12 protein-coding genes are annotated in these 14,568 nt (G+C 73.6%); 5 read left to right on the top strand and 7 right to left on the bottom strand.

Going from position 1 to position 14,568, the window contains the following annotated elements; translation table 11 throughout:
- The first annotated feature begins 116 nt into the window (after nucleotides 1–116).
- Nucleotides 117–3,050, top strand: a complete 2,934-nt coding sequence (locus tag ACBJ32_RS08695; RefSeq protein WP_375126273.1) for an FAD-binding and (Fe-S)-binding domain-containing protein — start codon at nucleotides 117–119, stop codon at nucleotides 3,048–3,050.
- 9 nt (nucleotides 3,051–3,059) lie between these two features.
- Here ACBJ32_RS08695 and ACBJ32_RS08690 read toward each other — a convergent pair whose 3' ends face one another.
- The 3 genes from ACBJ32_RS08690 to ACBJ32_RS08680 form a co-directional block, all read right to left on the bottom strand.
- A complete protein-coding gene (locus ACBJ32_RS08690; protein ID WP_375126272.1) occupies nucleotides 3,060–5,189 on the bottom strand; it encodes an ATP-dependent RecD-like DNA helicase in 2,130 nt (709 codons plus the stop codon).
- A 71-nt stretch (nucleotides 5,190–5,260) separates the two neighbouring features.
- A complete protein-coding gene (locus ACBJ32_RS08685; RefSeq protein WP_375126271.1) occupies nucleotides 5,261–6,508 on the bottom strand; it encodes an erythromycin esterase family protein in 1,248 nt (415 codons plus the stop codon).
- 37 nt (nucleotides 6,509–6,545) lie between these two features.
- Nucleotides 6,546–7,679 carry an acetate/propionate family kinase gene (locus ACBJ32_RS08680; RefSeq protein ID WP_375126270.1) on the bottom strand — a complete coding sequence of 378 codons (1,134 nt, stop codon included), beginning with the start codon at nucleotides 7,677–7,679 and terminating at the stop codon, nucleotides 6,546–6,548.
- A 96-nt stretch (nucleotides 7,680–7,775) separates the two neighbouring features.
- On the opposite strand from ACBJ32_RS08680, the gene ACBJ32_RS08675 reads away from it, so the two are divergent.
- From ACBJ32_RS08675 to ACBJ32_RS08660, 4 genes are read left to right on the top strand one after another with little or no spacing between them, the layout of a single operon-like run.
- A complete protein-coding gene (locus tag ACBJ32_RS08675) occupies nucleotides 7,776–8,264 on the top strand; it encodes a 2Fe-2S iron-sulfur cluster-binding protein (RefSeq protein WP_357883152.1) in 489 nt (162 codons plus the stop codon).
- On the top strand, nucleotides 8,261–9,232 hold the full coding sequence (locus ACBJ32_RS08670; protein WP_357883149.1) for a xanthine dehydrogenase family protein subunit M: 972 nt from the start codon (nucleotides 8,261–8,263) through the stop codon (nucleotides 9,230–9,232). The genes ACBJ32_RS08675 and ACBJ32_RS08670 overlap by 4 nt, the downstream gene beginning before the upstream one ends.
- On the top strand, nucleotides 9,229–11,259 hold the full coding sequence (locus ACBJ32_RS08665) for a xanthine dehydrogenase family protein molybdopterin-binding subunit (RefSeq protein WP_375126269.1): 2,031 nt from the start codon (nucleotides 9,229–9,231) through the stop codon (nucleotides 11,257–11,259). The genes ACBJ32_RS08670 and ACBJ32_RS08665 overlap by 4 nt, the downstream gene beginning before the upstream one ends.
- A 49-nt stretch (nucleotides 11,260–11,308) precedes the next feature.
- Nucleotides 11,309–11,836 carry a DUF6328 family protein gene (locus ACBJ32_RS08660; RefSeq protein ID WP_375126268.1) on the top strand — a complete coding sequence of 176 codons (528 nt, stop codon included), beginning with the start codon at nucleotides 11,309–11,311 and terminating at the stop codon, nucleotides 11,834–11,836.
- Here ACBJ32_RS08660 and ACBJ32_RS08655 read toward each other — a convergent pair.
- The 4 genes from ACBJ32_RS08655 to ACBJ32_RS08640 are packed head-to-tail and all read right to left on the bottom strand — an operon-like array spanning nucleotide 11,779 to nucleotide 14,553.
- Nucleotides 11,779–12,102: a monovalent cation/H(+) antiporter subunit G gene (locus ACBJ32_RS08655; protein ID WP_357883140.1), complete on the bottom strand. Its 324-nt coding sequence runs from the start codon at nucleotides 12,100–12,102 to the stop codon at nucleotides 11,779–11,781. The genes ACBJ32_RS08660 and ACBJ32_RS08655 overlap by 58 nt on opposite strands.
- 25 nt (nucleotides 12,103–12,127) lie before the next feature.
- Complete coding sequence (locus tag ACBJ32_RS08650) at nucleotides 12,128–12,388, bottom strand: monovalent cation/H+ antiporter complex subunit F (RefSeq protein WP_185106192.1); 261 nt, start codon at nucleotides 12,386–12,388, stop codon at nucleotides 12,128–12,130.
- On the bottom strand, nucleotides 12,385–12,918 hold the full coding sequence (locus ACBJ32_RS08645) for a Na+/H+ antiporter subunit E (protein WP_375126267.1): 534 nt from the start codon (nucleotides 12,916–12,918) through the stop codon (nucleotides 12,385–12,387). Before ACBJ32_RS08645 ends, ACBJ32_RS08650 begins: the two co-directional genes overlap by 4 nt.
- 54 nt (nucleotides 12,919–12,972) lie before the next feature.
- Nucleotides 12,973–14,553, bottom strand: a complete 1,581-nt coding sequence (locus ACBJ32_RS08640; RefSeq protein WP_375126941.1) for a Na+/H+ antiporter subunit D — start codon at nucleotides 14,551–14,553, stop codon at nucleotides 12,973–12,975.
- Nucleotides 14,554–14,568: the final 15 nt, after the last annotated feature.

The following is a 14,568-nucleotide window of genomic DNA, read 5'->3' as shown; positions in this document are numbered from 1 at the left end:
ATGGTGCCGCGCGCGACGCCCCGCCGCCAATCGTTATCCCGCCATAGCGGACATTCAGGGCGCGGCCTTGGCGTTGCGTTGGGGCTCGGGTGGGGCGGCCCGGGTAAGGGCCCGGCATGGACACCCAGGTCACAACGCCCGTCACCCACACGCCCCCGCCACGCGAGATCGACGTCGAGACCCTGCGCCGGCGGCTGGAGGAGGCCGTGGACGGGGAGGTGCGCTTCGACACGGGCAGCCGCGCCGCCTACTCCACGGACGCCTCCAACTACCGGCAGGTCCCCATCGGCGTGGTGGTGCCGCGCGACCTCGACGCCGGGGTGGCGGCGGTGTCCGTGTGCCGGGCCAGGGACGTGCCGGTGCTGTCGCGCGGCGGCGGCACCAGCCTGGCCGGGCAGTGCTGCAACGTGGCCGTGGTGATCGACTGGTCCAAGTACTGCGGCCGGGTCGAGTCCGTGGACGTGCCGGGGCGGCGCATCGTCGTGCAGGCCGGAGCCGTGCTGGACCAGGTCGATCATGTCCTGGAGCGCGACGGGCTGATGGTCGGGCCCAGACCCTCCAGCCACCGCGCCTGCACCATCGGCGGCATGATCGGCAACGACTCGTGCGGGGCCTCCGCCCAGGCGTACGGGAAGATGGCCGACTCCGTGCTGCGGCTGGAGATCCTCACCTACGACGGCGTACGCGCGTGGGTCGGGCCGACCGGCGCCGACGAGTACGCCCGCATCCAGGCCGAGGGCGGGCGCCTGGCCGAGATCTACCGGCGGCTGCGCGACCTGCGCGACGACACCATGGAGCTGGTCCGCACCCGCTTCCCCCGTCTCGAACGGCGGGTGTCCGGCTACAACCTGGACCAGCTCCTGCCCGAGAACGGCTTCAACCTGGCCCGCGCCCTCGTCGGCAGCGAGGGCACGCTCGTCACCGTGCTGCGCGCGGAGCTGGCCGTGGTGTCGCGCCCGGCCGCCCGGTCGCTGGCGGTCCTCGGTTTCCAGGACATCTTCGCCGCCGCCGACGCCGTCCCCTCCGTCGCCGCGCACCGGCCGCTGGCGCTGGAGGCCATGGACGAGACCATGTACCGGCTGGCCCGCGCCGAGCGCCCGGACGACCCCGCGCTGCGCGACCTGCCGCCCGGGGCCGGATGGCTGCTGGTGCAGTTCGGCGGCGACACGGCCGACGAGGCGCGCCAGCGGGCCGAGGACATGATGCGTGACCTGTGCCGCAGCGACGGCAGGCCCGCGCCGTCGCACGCCTTCCTGGGCGACCCGGCCAGGGAGGACGAGCTGTGGCGGCTGCGCGAGTCGGGGCTGGGCGTGGAGGCGTACCCGCCGACCGGGCGGCAGACGTACGAGGGCTGGTCCGACGCGGCCGTGCCGCCCGGGCGGCTGGGCGCGTACCTGCGCGACTACGACCGGCTGCGGCGCCGCCACGGCTACGCCCACTCGGCCCTGTACGGCCACTTCGGGCAGGGCTGCGTGCACGGCAGGCTCCCGCTCGACCTGCACACCGACGACGGGATCGCCAGGTACCGCAGGTTCGCCGAGGAGGGCGCCGACCTCGTCGCCTCCTACGGCGGGTCGCTGTCGGGCGAGCACGGCGACGGGCAGGCGCTGGCCGAGCTGCTGCCGCGCATGTTCGGCGAGCCCGTGGTGGAGGCGTTCGGCCGCCTCAAGGAGATCTTCGACCCCCGCGACCGGATGAACCCCGGCAAGGTGGTCCACCCGCACCGCCTCGACCAGGACCTCGCGCAGCGGCACTTCTACCCGCTGGAGCCCAGGCGCACGTTCTTCGACTACCCGGCCGACCACGGGCGTTTCGGGCACGCCGCCACCCGCTGCGTCGGGACGGGCAACTGCCGCAAGCACACGTTCGAGGGCGGCGTCATGTGCCCCAGCTACCGGGTCACCCGCGAGGAGGAGCACTCCACGCGCGGGCGGGCCAGGCTGCTGGAGGAGATGGTGCGCGGCGACCTGATCGCCGACGGCTGGCGGTCCGAGGCCGTGCGCGACGCGCTCGACCTCTGCCTGGCCTGCAAGGCCTGCCGGGCCGAGTGCCCGGTGAACGTGGACATGGCCACGTACAAGGCCGAGTTCCTCGCCCACCACTACCGGCACCGGCTGCGGCCGGCCGCGCACTACTCCATGGGGTGGCTGCCGGTGTGGGCGGCGCTCGCCTCCGCCGCCCCGCACGCGGTGAACGTCCTCACCCAGGCACCGGGGCTGTCACGGCTGGTCAAGGCCGTCGCCGGGGTCTCGGGGCGGCGGGCGCTGCCGCGGTTCGCGGGGGAGCGCTTCACCGACTGGTTCAAGGGGCGCGGCGTGGTCGGGCCCGGCACGCGGGGGCGCGTGGTGCTGTGGGCGGACACGTTCTCCAATAACTTCGAGCCGCGCGTGGGGCGGGCGGCGGTGGAGGTGCTGGAGGCCGCCGGGTTCGAGGTGCACGTGCCGCCGGTGACGCTGTGCTGCGGGCTGACCTGGATCAGCACGGGGCAGCTCGGGATCGCCCGCCGGGTGCTGGCGCGCAGCGTGCGGGCGCTGCTGCCGTGGGCCGAGGCGGGGGTGCCGGTGGTGGGGCTGGAGCCGAGCTGCACCGCCGTGTTCCGCTCCGACGCGCCGGAGCTGCTCAACACGGCGCAGACGCGGCTCGTGTCCGAGCGCACGCTGACGCTGTCGGAGCTGCTGGAGCGGCGGGCGCCCGACTGGCGGCCGTCCTCTTCCGGCGGGTCGGTGCTGGCCCAGGTGCACTGCCACCAGAGCGCCGTCATGGGCTACGACGCGGATCGGGCCGTGCTGGCGCGGTTCGGGTTCCGTACGAAGGTGCTCGACTCCGGGTGCTGCGGGCAGGCAGGGAACTTCGGGTTCGAGCGGGAGCACTACGACGTGTCGGTGGCCTGCGCCGAGGAGGGGCTGTGGCCCGCGGTGCGGTCGGCGAGCGACACGGAGGCCATCCTCGCCGACGGCTTCTCCTGCCGCACCCAGATCGCCGCCGCCCGCACCGGCCGCGAGGGACGCCACCTGGCCGAGATCCTGGCCGCCGCCCTCCGCCCGCGCTAGCGCCCGGCCTCAGCCGAGGCTCAGCGCGAGCCGGCGCGCCAGGCCCGTGTTGCGGCGATGCCCCAGCCGGTGCACCGCCAGCTCCAGCGCCTCCCGCTGCCCCACCAGCACCACCCACGCCCGGGCCCGCGTCACCAGCGTGTACAGCAGCTTGCGGCGCAGCATGATCCCCCCGGACTCGGCCACGATCGGCGCCACCACGAACGGGTACTCGCTGCCCTGCGACCGGTGCACGCTGATCGCGTACGCGTGCGTCAGGTCGTCGAGCTCGTCGAAGCCGTACCGCACGCTCTCCCCGTCGTCGGTGCGGATCTCGATCGTCCGCTCCTCCCGCACCACGGCCGTCACCGTGCCCGTCTCCCCGTTGAAGACGCCCTTGTCGTAGTTGTTGCGGATCGGCATCACCCGGTCGCCCACCCGGAAGACCGTGGCGCCCGACCAGTGCTCCGGCTTGTCGTCGGCGGCCGGGTTGAGCTGGTCCTGGATCAGCCGGCCGAGCGCCGTGGCGCCCGTCTCGCCCTTGCGCATCGGGCACAGCACCTGCACCTGGCCGGGCTCGACGTCCTGCTTGCGGGGGATCGCCACCATCGCCAGGTGCGCCACCCGCCGCGCCACCTGCTCGGGATCGTCGAGCTCCTCGAACCAGAACCCGCCCCCGCCCGGCAGGGCCGGCAGCCGGCCCGCGCGGATGCGGTGGGCGGCGCCGATGATGCCGCTGCCGTCGGCCTGGCGGAAGACGTGGGTGAGCTGGACCCGCGGGATCGCCGTCACCCGCAGCAGGTCGGCCAGCACGTCGCCGGGGCCGATGCTGGGGAGCTGGTCGCCGTCGCCGATGAGCAGCAGGTGGCTGCCGGGCCGGACCACCGAGGTGAGCCGGGTGGCCAGGTGCAGGTCGAGCATGGACGCCTCGTCCACCACGATCAGGTCGGCCTGCGACGGCCGCTCGTCGAACAGCGTCTCGGGGTCGGGGTCGGGCTGCTGGGCGAGCATGCGGTGCACGGTCATCGCGGGCAGCCCCGTCAGCTCCGACAGCCGCTTGGCGGCCTTGCCGGTGGGGGCGGTGAGCGTCACCGAGCCGCCCGCGGCCCGCACGGTGGTGGCGATGGCCTTGACCGTGTGGCTCTTGCCGCAGCCCGGGCCGCCGGTGATGATCGACACGGTGCTGGTCAGCGCCATCGTGAGGGCGGCGCGCTGGTCCTCGTGCAGGTCGGGGTCCTCGCGGTAGGCGCGCAGCGGCAGCGTCGAGCGGGCCTGCAGCAGCGCCGTGAGCTGGGCGGTGAGCGCCACCTCGCGGCTGTGCACGTGCTTGGCGTAGGCGACCACCTGCCCCGGCTGCTCCGGCGCCGCCTCGATGACGAGCCGCCGGTCGGCCGCCAGCGCGTCGACCATCGGCCGCACGCTCTCCTGATCCTGCTCGATCAGCTCGGCCGCCTCCCTGACCAGGGTGGACACCGGCAGGAAGCAGTGGCCGTCGCGGCTGCCCGCCGCCTCCAGCCGGTCGAGCAGCGCCGCCTTGATCCGCTGCGGGCTGCGCTCGGGCACCCCCGCCTGCAGGGCGATCCGGTCGGCGATGCGGAACGCGATGCCCCTGACCCGGCCGATCAGCCGGTAGGGGTCGGTGGCCAGCACCTCGTCGGCGTCCGTGCCGAACACCTGGTAGATCTTGGCGGCCAGCAGCGGGCTGACCCCGAGCCCCTGCAACGTCACCATGAGCGCGGCGATGGCCTTCTGCTCCTGCCACGCCTGCACGATCTGGCCCTGCCGCTGCGGCCCGATGTTGACGACCTCGATGAGCCGCTCGGGCTCGCTGTCGATGACCTTGAGCGTGGCCTCGCCGAAGTGGTCGACGATCGCGTACGCCAGCCGCGGCCCGATCCCCCTGATCAGGCCCGACCCCAGGTAGATGCGGATGGCCCGCACGGACGACGGCGTCACCCGCTCGCACCCGGTGACCGCGAAGCGGCGGCCGTAACGCGGATGCCGGCTCCAGTCGCCGAACAGCCGCAGCGTCTCGCCCGGCTGGATCCCGGCCAGCGCGCGCCCGGTGGCCACGAAGTCGGGCTCGCCGTCGGCGCTCATGCGCGCGACGGTGTACTCGTCGTCACGGACGTAGACGAGCTGCTCGACGGAGGCCTCCACAGGGGAGATCAAACCATCCGCGACCGACAAACGCCTCACCCGGCCGTCGTCCCACCCGGCCGCCGCCCCGCTCACATGGCCGTCGGGTACGTCTCCGGCTCCACGTCGCCCCACGGCTCGCCGTGCAGCGGGTGCACGGCCCTGGTCTCGTCCAGCCACAGGAAGGCGTCGTAGCGGCGGCCCACGACCGTGGGCACGTAGTTGCCCCAGCGCTCCCGCTCCGGGTGGTACACCACGCCGATCGCCCGGTGCGCCATCGGCTCGTCGTACCAGTCGGCACGCAGGCCGGGCGGCGGCACCAGGAACAGCGCGTCCCGCCCGGGCAGCGCCTCGTGCAGGAACGCCTCCAGCGACGCGGGCCGCGCCGGCGGCACCCGCATGACGTGGTGCTGCGCGCCCCACCGGTCGCCGGCCACCACCGTGCCGCGGTGCGTGCCGAACCCCACGAGCACCACGTCCTCGCGGTGCCGCTCGCGGGCGAGCTGCCCGAGGTTCGTCATCCCGGCGGCGGACATGTCGGTGGCGCGGGCGTCGCCGACGTGCGTGTTGTGCGCCCACACCACGCCCTTGGCCTGATGGTGCTCGGACAGCCGGTCCAGGGTGTCGGCCATGTGCGCGTCCCTGATGTTCCAGGAGTCGGGGCCGCCGCGGACCATGGCCCGGTAGTAGCGCTCAGCGCCCGCCACGATCTCGGCGTTCTGCCGCACGCCGAACTCGCCGCCGCCCAGCGTGGCCAGCAGGTTCACCACCTCGTCCTCGCAGGTGTCGGGGACCAGCCGGGTGGCCAGGCCGTACTGCTGCGGGTCGTGGCCGTAGGACTCGAAGCAGTACAGGGCCTGCGTCACCGCCTCCATCTGCTGGGGCAGGTGGGCGGCGGCGTAGCGGCGGATGGCGCGCAGGGAGTCCCAGAGGCTGTAGACGTCCAGGCCGTGGAAGCCGCAGCGCTCGCCGGGCGGGCGGCGCGCGTTCCAGTCACGCAGCCAGCGGCAGAAGGCGACGACCTCCTCGTTGGCCCACATGAACGTGGGCCAGCGCTCGAAGCCGTACAGCGCGTCGAAGGGGTCGGAGCCGGTGGTGACGGCGTGGTCGACCCGCTCGCAGTCGGGCCAGTCGCCCTCGACGGCGACGAAGCCGAAGCCCTTCTCGGCGACCAGCCGGCGGGTCAGCTCGGCCCGCCAGGCGTAGAAGTCGTGGGTGCCGTGGCTGGCCTCGCCGATCAGCACGTACCTGGCCTCGCCGACGCGTTCGAGCAGCGGGCCGAGGTCGTCGGAAGCGGCGAGCGGCAGCGCCGAGCGGCGCACCTCGTCCAGGTTCGTCATCGTTCCTCCTCGGCGAGCGCTGAGCGGCTGAGGTCCGTCATGTCTCCTCCTCGGCCAGCATCGCCAGGCATTCGCGGGCGAGCTGCAGCTCCTCGCGCACCTGGACCACCAGCACCGGTACGGCGGCGCCGGCCGCGCTGACGGGCCCGTCGTCGTGGCGGTTGCCCGTGACCGGCGGCTCGACGCCGAGCAGGCCCAGGCGGCGGCAGACGGCCTCGCGCACCTCGGGCTGGTCCCAGCCGATCTCCCCGGTGAACACCAGCGCGTCCACGCGCCGCAGCGACGTGGCCGCGGCGGCGATCTCCCGGCTCACCCGCTGCGCGAACACGCGCAGCGCGAGCCCGGCAGCCGCGTCGCCGTCCCGCTCGGCCGCCACCAGCTCCCGCGTGTCCCCGGACCGGCCCCCGGACAGCCCCAGCAGCCCGGAGCGGCGCTCCAGCCCCTCGCCCAGCTCCTTGACCGTCAGGCGCCCCGGCCCGAGCAGCCACAGCAGCATCCCCGGGTCCACGCCGCCCGAGCGCTTGCTCATGGGCAGCCCGTCGAGCGGCGTGAAGCCCATCGAGGTGTCCAGGCTGCGCCCGCCCGACACCGCGGCGACCGAACAGCCGCCGCCCAGGTGCGCCAGCACCAGGTCCAGCTCGTTCGCCGGCCGGCCGAGCAGCTCGCAGGCCCGGTCCGCGGCCCAGGCGTACGACAGGCCGTGGAAGCCGTAGCGGCGCAGGCCGTAGCGGTCGCGCCACTCGGGCGGCAGGGCGTACACGGCGGCCTCGTCCGGCAGGCCCGCGTGGAAGGCCGTGTCGGGGCAGAGCACGTGCGGCACGGCGGGCAGCTGCTCGCGGGCCGCCTCCAGCAGGGCCAGCGCGGGCGGCAGGTGCAGCGGCGCCAGATCCGTGAGCCCGCGCAGCGCCTCGGCCGTCTCGTCGTCGGCCGTCACGGGCGCGCGCACGACGTCGCCGCCGTGCACCAGCCGGTGCGCGACCGCCCTGATGTCGCGGTCGAAGTGACCGCCGAGGAACGCCGACAGCTCCTCCCTGGCCGAGCCGGGGTCGACGGCGCGCTCCGCGTGCGCGCTGTCCAGCACGCTGCCCCCCTGCACGAGGTCGAGGCGCAGGCTCGACGACCCCGCGTTGACGGTGAGTATCGCCGCCGACTCCACCACCTGCTGGTCCATGCCGCCCGGCTACCCTTCGAGATTCCGGCAAAACGGACGAGCGGCCTTTACCGCGCTCAGGGGTTGCCTCTCCGAGAGCTCGGGTAGTCGTGCGAAATGGATATCACCCTGCAGGTGAACGGCGTGCCGCGCACGGTGGACGTGGACCCGCGGATGTCGCTGCTCGACCTGCTCCGCGAACGGCTCGGTCTCATCGGCGCCAAGAAGGGCTGCGACCACGGCCAGTGCGGCGCCTGCACGGTCCTGATCGACGGGCGGCGGGCCAACGCCTGCCTGGCCCTGGCGGTGGCCGTGGACGGCTCGGAGATCACCACCGTCGAGGGCCTGGCCGCGGGCGAGGAGCTGCACCCGCTGCAGAGCGCGTTCATGGAGCACGACGCCTTCCAGTGCGGCTACTGCACGCCCGGGCAGCTCTGCTCGGCCGCCGGCATGCTGGGTGAGCCGGGCCCGAGCGCCGTCACCGAGGACATCCTCCTCGACCCCGAGCTGACGCCCGAGGAGATCAGCGAGCGGATGAGCGGCAACCTGTGCCGGTGCGGCGCCTACGTCAACATCGTCAGCGCGATCGGCGAGGTGGCCAGGTGAAACCCTTCGAGTACGCCCGCGCGGGCAGCACCGCCGAGGCCGTGCGCGACTTCGGCCCCGGCACCATGTACCTGGGCGGCGGCACCAACCTCGTGGACCTCATGCGGCTGGGCGTGGCCGAGCCGGAGCGCCTGGTGGACGTCAGCCGCCTGCCGCTCGACACCATCGAGCCCGCCGGCGACCGCGTCCGCATCGGCGCCACCGTGCGCAACACCGACCTGGCCGCCGACCCGCTGATCCGCAGCCGCTACCCGATGCTGGCGCGGGCGGTGCTGACCGGCGCGTCCGGCCAGGTGCGCAACGTCGCCACCGTCGCCGGGAACCTGCTGCAACGCACCCGCTGCACCTACTTCCAGGACGTCACCAGGCCCTGCAACAAGCGCCGCCCCGGCTCCGGCTGCCCGGCCATCGCCGGCGACCACGCCAACCTGGCCGTCCTCGGCACGTCCGACGCCTGCGTGGCCACCCACCCCTCCGACCTGGCCGTGGCCCTGGCCGCGCTGGACGCCCAGGTGCACGTCACCGGCCCCGGCGGCGACCGCATCATCCCCATGCCGGGGCTGCACCGCCTGCCCGGCGAGGAGCCCGAGCGCGACACCGTGCTCGCCCCCGGCGACCTGATCACCGCCGTCGAGCTGCCGCCCGCGCCGCCGGGCGCCTCGCTCTACCGCAAGGTACGCGAGCGGGCGTCGTTCGCGTTCGCCCTGGTGTCCATCGCCGCCGTGCTCGACGTCGGGCAGGACGGCACCGTGGCAGGCTGCCGCATCGCGCTCGGCGGCGTGGCCCACGCGCCGTGGCGGGCGGAGCGCGCCGAGCGGGCCCTGATCGGCGGCCCGGCGACCGGCGAGGCGTTCCTGCAGGCCGCCGAGGCCGAGCTGGAGCAGGCCCGCCCGCTGCCGCGCAACGCCTTCAAGGTGCCGCTGGCCCGCAACCTGATCGTCGCCACGCTGGAGGAGCTCGCGGCATGAACCGTACCGAGGGGCGCGTCAAGGTCACCGGGCTGGCCACGTACGCGGCCGAGTACCCGGTCGAGAACGTCGCCTACGCCTTCGTCGTGCAGGCACAGATCGCCAAGGGCCGGGTCAAGCGGGTGGACGCCGCGCCCGCGCTGGAACTGCCGGGCGTGCTGGCCGTGCTGTCCTGCGAGGCCGCGCCCCGCCTGGCCGAGGACGCCGATCCCGAGCTGGCCCTGTTCCAGAGCCGCGAGGTGGCCTACCGCGGCCAGATCGTCGCCGCCGTCGTGGCCGAGACCCACGAGATCGCCCGCGACGCCGCCGCGCACGTCCGCGTCGACTACGACGCCGACGACCACGACGTGCGCCTGAGCAGCGACCACCCCGGCCTCTACCAGCCCGAGGTGGTCAACCCGAACTTCCCGTCCGACACCGACAAGGGCGACGTGGAGGCGGGGCTGGCGGCCGCCGCCACGACCGTGGACGTCACCTACGAGACGCCCGTCCTGCACAACAACCCGATGGAGCCGCACGCGGCGCTGGCCCTGTGGGACACCGAGGGCAGGCTGCTGGTGTACGACACCGCGCAGGGCACCACCGGCAGCCGCGCCCTCATCGCCAAGACGCTCGGCCTGCCGCAGGACCAGGTGCGCGTGGTGTCCAGGCACGTCGGCGGCGGGTTCGGCTCCAAGGGCACGACCAGGCCGCAGGCGATCCTGGCCGCGCTGGCCTCCCGCATGGTGGGCCGCCCGGTCAAGATCGCGCTGACCCGGCAGCAGATGTTCGACGTCACCGGTTACCGCACGCCCACGATCCAGCGGCTGCGGATCGGCGTGGACGGCGAGGGGCGGCTCACGGCGCTGGAGCACCTGGCGTACGAGCAGAGCTCCACGCTGATCGAGTTCGCCGAGCAGACGGCCGTCCCGAGCCGCGTCATGTACGGCGCGCCCGCGCTGCGCACCGGGCACCGGCTGGTCCGGCTGGACGTGGCCACCCCGTCGTGGATGCGCGCGCCGGGGGAGTGCCCCGGCATGTACGGGCTGGAGTCCGCGATGGACGAGCTGGCCTACGCCGCCGGCCTCGACCCGGTCGAGCTGCGCGTGCGCAACGACCCGGAGACCGAGCCGGACAGCGGCCTGCCGTTCAGCTCCCGCAACCTGGTGGGCTGCCTGCGCGAGGGCGCCCACCGCTTCGGCTGGGAGCACCGCGACCCGGAGCCGGGCATCAGGCGCGAGGGCGAGTGGCTGGTGGGCACCGGCGTGGCGGCGTCGACGTACCCGGCCAGGCGGTCGCCGTGCAAGGCCGTGGCCACGATGCGGAACGGCGACGTCCTCATCCAGGTGGCCGCCGCCGACATCGGCACCGGCGCCCGCACGGTGCTCAGGAGGATCGCGGCGGGCACGCTCGGCCTCGACCCGGAGCGGGTGCACGTGGAGCTGGGCGACAGCGACCTGCCGGAGGCGCCGGTGGCCGGCGGCTCCATGGGCACCGCGTCCTGGGGCACGGCCGTCGTGCGCGCCTGCGAGGAACTGCGGCGCGACGGCAAGGAGGGCCGCGCCGACACCACGGACGAGGTCAAGGCGGACGCCGAGCTGGCCAGGCACGCCTTCGGCGCCCAGTTCGCCGAGGTGCGGGTCAGCGCGGTGACCGGCGAGGTACGCGTGTCGCGGCTGCTGGGCGTCTTCGCCGCCGGGCACATCGTGGACGCCAAGCTGGCCAGGTCGCAGTTCCTCGGCGGCATGACGATGGGCATGGGCATGGCGCTGATGGAGGAGACGCTCACCGACGAGGAGTTCGGCGGCTTCCTCCACCGGGACCTGGCGCAGTACCACGTCCCGGCCTGCGCCGACGCCCAGCACGTGGAGGCCGTCTGGCTGGACGAGCAGGACGGCGAGCTCAACCCGATGGGCAGCAAGGGCATCGGCGAGATCGGCATCGTCGGCACCGCCGCCGCGATCGGCAACGCCGTCTTCCACGCCACCGGGCACCGCTTCCGCGACCTGCCCATCACGCCGCCGAAGATCCTCGCCGCGAGGTTTTAGCCGGGCTTTGCATGGAAGAAGAAGTCTCTCGTCCGAAGCGGGAGGCGGCGTGACAAGCGAGATGGCGCGGGAGCGCAACGAGTCGGAGCAGGAGCGGGCGGATCGTAACTTCGTCGAGCTGCTGCAGGGCGCGCGTGTGGCGGTCACCGGGGTACAGGTGCTGTTCGCGTTCCTGCTCACGGTGCCCTTCTCCTCCGGGTTCTCCCGGCTGGACCAGGCGGACCGGTGGTTGTACTACGCGGCGCTGGTCAGCGCGGCGATCGCGTCCATCTGCTACATCGCGCCGACGGCGCAGCACCGCGTGCTGTTCCGGCAGGGGCGCAAGGAGACGCTGGTACGCCGCTCCAACCTGTACGGCATCCTCGGCGCCCTGGCCCTGGCGGTGTCGATGACCACGTCCACGATGTTCGTCATCGACTACCTGTTCCAGGCGACGCTGGCGTGGATCACCGCGGGCCTGCTGGCCGCGCTGGCGCTGTGGACCTGGTTCGGGCAGCCGGGCCTGACCCGCAACAACGGTCAGTCCTCGGACCGATCGTCCGGCGAGGGGAACTCGGTGTCGTCGTCGGAGGACTGACGGGTGTAGGCCGCCCGCGCCACCATGTAGGCGGCGACCGACACGGTGATCACCTGGGAGATCCCCACCAGCAGCAGCGGCCCCGCGTACGCCCAGGTGGGCCGGTGCAGCCACATGGCCAGCAGCACCAGCAGCACGCCGAGCACCTGAGGTTTCGTGCCGGCGTGCATGCGGTCCAGCGTGGTGCGGAAGCGCATCAGCCCGGCTCCGGCCGACAGCGCCAGCGCCGAGCCGAGCAGCAGGCAGACGGCCGCCGCCACGTTCACCGCGGCCCCCCCGACGTTGCCGCGTTCACCGCGATCTCCCCGAGAAGAACCGGGCCAGCGACACCGACCCGACGAACCCCAGCAGCGACAGCACCAGCAGGATCGGCAGGTCCGAGTAGTCGTCCCTGGCCACGGCGAACGCCCCGGCGCCGCACATCGACAACGCCGTGAACACGTCCAGGGCCACGGCCCTGTCCAGCATCGAAGGGCCGCGCACCAGCCGGTAGAGCGAGGCCGCCGCCCCGCACCACAGCAGCGCCACCGTCGCCAGATAGACCGCCGTCATCCCAGCTCCTCCCGGTCCCGCACGGTCCCGAACGCCCGCACGATGCGCTCCTCCAGCTCGGCCACGTCCGCCAGGACCGTCCCGGTGACGTCCCCGGTCAGGCCCAGGACGTGCACGACGAGCTCCTCGCGGTACTTCTCCACGACCAGCGACCCCGGCACCGTGGACAGCGCGATCATGATCAGCACGGTCATGGCCTCGGACGACGTGCGCAGCGGCACCCGGACGATCCGCGTCGGCGGCGGCCCCGGATGCGCCACCCAGAACACCACCCGCGCCGTCGAGGTCACCATGTTCCAGGCGATCCACAGCAGGAGCCTGACCAGCGCCACCGGACGCACCCTGACGCCGGGATCGAGGATGGGCAGCGGCAGCAGCCACGTCACGGCCAGCCCGGTCGCCAGCCCGCCCAGCACGTTGCCCACCGTCAGGTCGCCCCACAACGTCACCCACACCAGCGCCAGCCAGGCCACCAGCGGCAGCGGCACCCGCCGCCCCAGCAGCCGCGGCGCCAGCACGTCCCGGATCACGGCCGCCTCCCCGGCACGCCCGCCCTCACGGCCGCCTCCCCGGTGCTTCCGATCTCACGGCTGCCTCCCCAGCACGGCCGTGATGTACGGCTCGCGCGCCATCAGCTCCACCGCCGCCCGCCGCGCCAGCGCCGACAGCGGCCCGGCCAGCACCGTGAACGACAACCCCAGCGCGACCAGTGCCGCCACCGACAGCGGCAGCGCCACCGGCAGGGTGGTGGTGGTCACGGTCGGGTCCTCGCCGGTGTGCTCCTCGCTCTCCAGGATCCGGCCCACCCGGTCCGGCCGCGGCGCCCGCCAGAACGCCTTCCCCCAGGTCTTGGCCACCGCGTACAGCGTGAGCAGGCTCGTCACCAGCCCCGCAGCCACCAGCGTCACCGGCAGCCACCCGCCGGCGGCGAGCCCCGCCTGCACCAGCATCAGCTTGCCCAGGAACCCCGACATCGGCGGGATGCCCGACAGGTTCATGGCCGGGATGAAGAACAGCACGGCGATCACCGGCGACGCCTTCATCAGCCCGCCCAGCCGGGTCACCGACGTCGTGCCGGTGCGCCGCTCCACCATCCCGGTCACCAGGAACAGGCTGGTCTGCACGGTGATGTGGTGCACCACGTAGAACACCGCCCCCGCCAGCCCCGCCACCGTGGACAGCGCCACGCCGAACACCATGTACCCGATGTGGCTGACCAGCGTGAAGGAGAGCATGCGCTTCATGTCCGTCTGCGCGACCGCCCCCAGCACCCCGGCCAGCATGGTCGCCAGCGCCACCCACATCAGCAGCGTCGCCACCGGCCCGCCGGGGAACAGCAGCGCCTCCAGCCGGATGATCGAGTACACGCCGACCTTGGTGAGCAGCCCGGCGAACACGGCCGTGGCCGGGGCCGGCGCGGTGGGGTAGGAGTCCGGCAGCCACGCCGACATGGGGAAGATCGCCGCCTTGATGGCGAACGCCAGCAGCAGCGTCAGCTCCACCAGCACCTTCACCTGCTCGGGCAGCGTGGCGAAGCGCTCGGCGAGCTGCGCCATCGACAGCGTCCCCGTGGCGCCGTACGTGATGGCCAGCGCGATCAGGAACAACATCGACGAGGCCAGCGCCATCAGCGTGTACGTGGCGCCCGCCCGGATCCTGGACTCCGTGCCACCGAACGTGAGCAGCACGTACGAGCCGCTCAGCAGCAGCTCGAACGCCACGAACAGGTTGAACAGGTCCCCCGACAGGAAGGCGTCCGCCACCCCGGCCACCATCACCAGGAACGCCGGATGGAAGAGCGCCATGGGCGCGTCGTGCTCCTGCTCGTCGTAGGCGTTGACGACCGAGTACACCATCACGCAGAACGTCACCGCCGACGACACGACCAGCACCAGCGTCGAGAGCCGGTCGGCGACCAGGCAGATGCCGATCGGCGACGGCCAGCCGCCGAGCTCCGTCACCAGCGGGCCGCGCGAGTCGGCCGCGATCATCAGCACCACCGAGACGGCCAGCGAGATGCCGAGCGTGACCAGGCTGATCATCGACTGGAGCTGCCGCAGCCGCCCGCCGATGGCCAGCTTCACCCCGGCGGCCAGCAGCGGCAGCAGCACGGGCACGCAGACGAGGCTCTCCAGCGGGCCGTTCACGAGCGCGCTCTCCCGCATGCCGTCCGCCAGCAG

This window comes from Nonomuraea sp. GTA35 (assembly GCF_041950525.1).
GTDB lineage: Bacteria > Actinomycetota > Actinomycetes > Streptosporangiales > Streptosporangiaceae > Nonomuraea.
The sequence above is the reverse complement of the archived record's forward strand: the minus strand, read 5'-3'. Positions and strand labels throughout refer to the sequence as shown.